Here is a 4843-nt window from a genome sequence, read left to right as displayed (position 1 = left end):
CACGGCGGAAGCCGTGCGCCCTTTGTTTATCTAGTCAGTCGTAATGCAAAGCGGGTTACCATCCCATAAGCTAGCGCTGGCGTGTTATTATCAAAGATTGTTTTGATGCGAGGATGCTTTCATGGGTGTTGTGGCCAAGCGGTCGTCGATGATCTTTTACTCTGGTAATGATGATCATTTTAGTCATCGTGTGCGCATTGTTCTGGCTGAAAAGGGGGTGGCGGTTGATATCGTTGATGTCAGCGATGAGCGTCCACCTGAAGAGTTAGCAGACCTCAACCCGTACAACAGCGTGCCTACGCTGCTAGATCGTGACTTAGTGCTCTATGAGTCTAAGGTCATGATGGAGTATCTGGATGAGCGTTTCCCTCATCCTCCTCTGCTGCCCGTTTATCCGGTGGCGCGGGCGCAAAGTCGTTTGTGGATGCATCGTATTGAGCGCGAGTGGTGCCCAATGCTGGAGCAGATACGCACAGGCGGTAAAAAAGAAGCGGAAAAAGCGCGTAAAGAACTGCGCGAAAGCCTCATTGGGATTTCGCCTATCTTTGAAGATATGCCTTACTTTATGAGTGAGGAGTTTACGCTTGTAGACTGCTGTTTAGCGCCGATTTTATGGCGTTTGCCTGAGCTGAATATTGAGTTGCCTGAGAAGCAGGTAAAGCCTCTGTTGGGCTATATGTCGCGAGTATTCGAACGTGAAGCGTTTAAAGCATCTTTAAACGAGCGTGAAAAAGAGATGCGCGCTTGAATTCATACTGCCTCTTCTCCTTAATCAGGTAAGGGGCATATTTGTCAGGAGGAGGGAGTCTTATGAAATCGAGCCGTCCCTATCTCGCCCGAGCTCTCTATGAGTGGTTGTTGGATAATGAGTTGACGCCTTATGTGGTGGTTGATGCTACTCAGCCTGGCGTGGAAGTACCGCGCCAGTTTGTTCAAAATGGACAAATTGTGTTGAATGTAGCGCCGACCGCTGTGCGTGACCTGTTTATGGAAAATCAGGCCATGGGGTTTAACGCTCGCTTTGGTGGCCAGCCTATGCAGGTAATGATTCCTACGCCTGCGCTTATCGCGATCTACGCTCGTGAAAATGGTGCTGGTATGGTGTTTGGGCATGAGCCAGAGCTGGATGCGGCAGAGTTTGATGATGCCGAACTGGATGGCGATTTTTCAGACACTTTTGACGAATCGTCCAAGCCTGAGTTAACGGTAACAGAGCCTGTTCCTGAAAAAGAGGGTGACGTTTCTGCACTGCCGTCTAAGAAGGCTAAGAAAAAACCAACGCTACGCGTGGTTAAGTAGCGTGGTTTTTAGCTAAGTTGTTAACTTGTGCTTTTGAGCGTCGGTTTTTCTTAGCAAGCAGTTGATGAATAAAAAACCTCGTCTCGGTGAAAAGCCGAGGACGAGGTTTTTTTATGGCGGTGTGTTAATCAATCCATATAGTCAAAGACTTTAACGATTCGCTGAATGCCGCCAACCGCTGATACCGCGTTAGCAATTCGGTTGCCTTCATCTCGAGTTACCATGCCCATCAGATACACCGTCGCGTTTTCTGTGGTGATTTTTAGCTTTGATGAGTCGATGCGGTCATTAGTGGCGAGTTGGCTCATGACATTGGTGGTTAGCCAGGTATCGTTTAGGCGTTGGCTAGCGGGTAGGTTTGCAGCAATACTGAGTTCGTTATGTACTTGGTCTACGCCGCGTAGAGAGCTGGCGACTTCACCTGCTTTATTACGCAGTTCCTCGCTAGGCACTTGCCCTACCAGAAGTAATGAGCCGTTATAGCTATGTGCTCTAATGCGTGCATCTCTCAAGCGGGCGTCTGAGCGCTCCAGCGCACGTGGCGCTTCACGTTCAATGGTTGTGTCAATGGCTTCGACATCACTGCTGCGCTGACCATAGTTGGAAGGGTTAGATGCCGCGTTATTAGCACATCCAGTTAGTAAAATAACGCTTAGTGTCGCAACGGCAATCAGTTTGTATAAAGAATAGCGTAGGGCCATGGCGATGACTCCTTTCAAAATGTAAAGTCAGTAGGTATTAATCTACCCGTTTGATTGTGTCTGTGCAGTTTAATCTGCTCAGTTTAATTTGTTTGGTGCTGACTATTTAGTCGACTCCGCCAAAGAGCTGCTCGTCAATTAAATCACATAAGCAGTGGATGACGAGTAGGTGAACCTCTTGAATGCGTGCAGTGGATGTTGCTGGAACGCGAATCTCACAGTCATCCTGGCCTAGTAATGACGCCATATCGCCGCCATCTCTGCCCGTTAGCGCGACTACCGTCATGTCGCGGTCATGGGCCGCTTGGATAGCTTGAACGATATTAGCTGAGTTGCCGCTGGTGGAAATGGCTAATAAGACATCACCGGGCTGGCCTAGCGCCCTGATCTGCTTGGAAAACACTTCATTATAACTGTAGTCGTTGGCGATCGAGGTCAGCGTTGAAGTGTCGGTTGTCAGTGCTAGTGCGGGTAGGCTGGGGCGCTCACGTTCAAAACGATTCAATAGCTCGGACGAAAAGTGCTGGCTATCGCCTGCGCTGCCGCCATTGCCGCAGGCGAGAACTTTACCTTCGTTAACTAAGCACTGAACCATCATTTGGCTGGCGACTTCGATGAAAGGCGGCAGCACTTCGCTGGCATATGTCTTCGTATCTATGCTGGCGTTAAAGTGATTAAGTATGCGTGATTGAAAGTCCATTAGGGCATCCTAGGTAAAAGTATCAGTAAGCATCAAAAGCCGCTTTTTCCCACTGGAATTCAAGCGCGGGAGGCGTGCCTGTGATCGCTAGGATATCAAAGCGACACGGACTTGAAACAGCATGCCGAGCGATATAGAGCTTGGCTGCTCGTATTAAGCGGTGGCGCTTCTGTGCAGTGACGGTCTCTAAGGGGTGGCCGTAACGAGTAGTGGTGCGATGTTTGACCTCGATAAAGACCAGGATGTCCTGGTCTTTCATCACAAGATCAAGCTCACCGCCTTTAACGTGATGATTGCTAGTGACAAGCGTTAAGCCATGTTGCTGCAGCCATTGAGCGGCTAGTTGCTCAATGGCTGCGCCCCGTGTCCGCGCTGTTTGCGGAGTATTGGGATTCTGATAACTATTGGTCATCGTTCAGTAGGCCAGGAATCAAAATGGGCGAAGGCACGCCATTTTGGAATTTCGCCCACGGTAGTTCTCGAGAAACCCTGCCATCACCTGATAGGCGAAGCGTACCAGTGCTTCCATTCATGCCGTCAAGGGCTGATAAGTCTGATAGGCGGATGCCAAGTTCGTAAGCATCCACGCCCATTGCCATTAGGCGAAACATTGAAGGGTCTGACTCGTTGCGAAGCTCTGCGTACGTCGAATAAAAGGGCAGCGCCTCTTCCCCGCCAACCGCTGCGTCAGGGATTTGCCAGGGAATATCGATAAACATTACATCATTTAGGTCTTGATCTAAGCGTGTCTGTAGGCGCCCTTCATGGAGGTGGGAGGTGGCATAAATAGGCAGGTTGGGGGCGTAGTAGTAGTCCATGGTGGGCGGCACTTGGCGTGCGTATTCGGGAAGTGCCAGTAAGAATAGTGCATCAATGTTCCCCAGGCGGGCACGATCGCCGCTGACATTTAGGGCTGTTTTGACGGCGTTAGCTACGGCGCTGCTAGGGTTATAGCGGACGGCATTGGTGATTTCACCGCCTTGGCTTTGCCACTCATTCCAGAAAGCTTCACCGACGCGCCGTCCCCAGGCATTGTCGGGCACCATGATAGACATTTGACGATGGCCGTCCTGAAAGGCGCGGCGAGCTGCTTGGCGGGCTTCATCTTCAGCAGATAAACCATACTGAAGCAGTTGAGATGCTTGATTGCTTGCGCTGTTGCCATAGTTCAGAGCCAGCGTCGGTAGTGGTACACTATCGCGCTGCTCAAGTTGGGTGACTTGGCCTTTGTCAATTGGACCAATCAAAAGTTGAGCGTTCATTTGCTGTGCACGTTGGTAAATTTCATCTAATGAATATTGAGACGCATTGATGAAATTAAGCTGTACATTATCTCCGCGCAAATCGTGGTGACGGCGCATGGCAGAAGCGATAGCGTTAGCCACACTGCTTAGTGGGCCAGATTCTGGTAATGCCACTGCTATGCGGCGTATTTCGACACCCTCTAATTCAGGTATGGATACTTTCGTATATTCAGTTTGATCCAAGGCTTGACGTGCCCACTGCTGCCGTTCTGCAAGGGTTTCTTGCTGGTTTGCTTGCATAGGCAGTTCGTCGTCAAGCACCTGGGTCGCGCGGAGGACTGCGCGGGGATCGTCCATGCCGCGAGCAAGTTCAGAGAAAAGCATTGCCCAGCGCACCCGATCCGATTCTGAAAGCATGTTTTCATCAACCGCATCGGCTGCGTCAAAAGCATTTTCGCGTTGTCCTTGTCTGGCGAGGATATTAGCCGCTTCCAGTCGCGTCTTGGCAGCTTGTTCAGGCGCTTGCTGCTCTGCTTGACTAAGTAATCGGCTAGCATCCTGATCAGGGGCGCGGTCAACCACGCTTGGGGATTGCATAGCGCACCCTGTAATCAGAAGCGCCATGAAGGCAGTGGCTAGTAATCCACGTATTGACTGTTTCATGTATCCTTCCTTAGTTTCCATTTGCGCTGCCGTCGCTCGATGAGCGGATAAATTTATCATTGCACAAGCATGGCGCACCGTCAGTGCAGGCTATTAACAAATCGGGAGTCACGATGACACACCAGCATCCGGGTATATTGTACGTGGTTGCAACACCAATTGGGAATTTGGAAGACTTATCGCCACGCGCTGCTCGGGTATTAGCGGAGGTATCACGTATTGCTGCGGAGGATACA

The 4843-nt window shown here is 50.4% G+C and carries 6 protein-coding genes and 1 pseudogene; 3 read left to right on the top strand and 4 right to left on the bottom strand.

The window, feature by feature from the left end:
• Positions 1-121: 121 nt before the first annotated feature.
• On the top strand, positions 122-748 hold the full coding sequence (sspA, locus tag INT22_RS10340; protein ID WP_089037713.1) for a stringent starvation protein SspA: 627 nt from the start codon (positions 122-124) through the stop codon (positions 746-748).
• A 62-nt stretch (positions 749-810) separates the two neighbouring features.
• Positions 811-1299: a ClpXP protease specificity-enhancing factor gene (locus tag INT22_RS10335; RefSeq protein WP_193061302.1), complete on the top strand. Its 489-nt coding sequence runs from the start codon at positions 811-813 to the stop codon at positions 1297-1299.
• Positions 1300-1427: 128 nt separating this feature from the next.
• Here the strand turns inward: INT22_RS10335 and INT22_RS10330 are convergent, their stop codons facing one another.
• The 4 genes from INT22_RS10330 to INT22_RS10315 form a co-directional block, all read right to left on the bottom strand.
• Complete coding sequence (locus tag INT22_RS10330) at positions 1428-2000, bottom strand: BON domain-containing protein (RefSeq protein ID WP_089037715.1); 573 nt, start codon at positions 1998-2000, stop codon at positions 1428-1430.
• Between the two features lie 106 nt (positions 2001-2106).
• Positions 2107-2700 carry a phosphoheptose isomerase gene (locus INT22_RS10325; RefSeq protein ID WP_038485436.1) on the bottom strand — a complete coding sequence of 198 codons (594 nt, stop codon included), beginning with the start codon at positions 2698-2700 and terminating at the stop codon, positions 2107-2109.
• A gap of 22 nt (positions 2701-2722) precedes the next feature.
• Complete coding sequence (locus INT22_RS10320) at positions 2723-3112, bottom strand: YraN family protein (RefSeq protein WP_089037716.1); 390 nt, start codon at positions 3110-3112, stop codon at positions 2723-2725.
• Positions 3102-4607, bottom strand: coding sequence for a penicillin-binding protein activator (locus INT22_RS10315; protein ID WP_193061303.1), 1506 nt, complete (start codon positions 4605-4607; stop codon positions 3102-3104). The genes INT22_RS10320 and INT22_RS10315 overlap by 11 nt, the downstream gene beginning before the upstream one ends.
• A 113-nt stretch (positions 4608-4720) precedes the next feature.
• On the opposite strand from INT22_RS10315, the pseudogene INT22_RS20720 reads away from it, so the two are divergent.
• Positions 4721-4843: pseudogene (locus tag INT22_RS20720) on the top strand (16S rRNA (cytidine(1402)-2'-O)-methyltransferase); the annotation flags it as partial.

The sequence above is a fragment of the Halomonas sp. 3D7M genome, from assembly GCF_014897885.1.
GTDB lineage: Bacteria > Pseudomonadota > Gammaproteobacteria > Pseudomonadales > Halomonadaceae > Vreelandella.
Note: the sequence above shows the minus strand (reverse complement) of the source record. Positions and strands in the feature narration are given on the sequence as shown.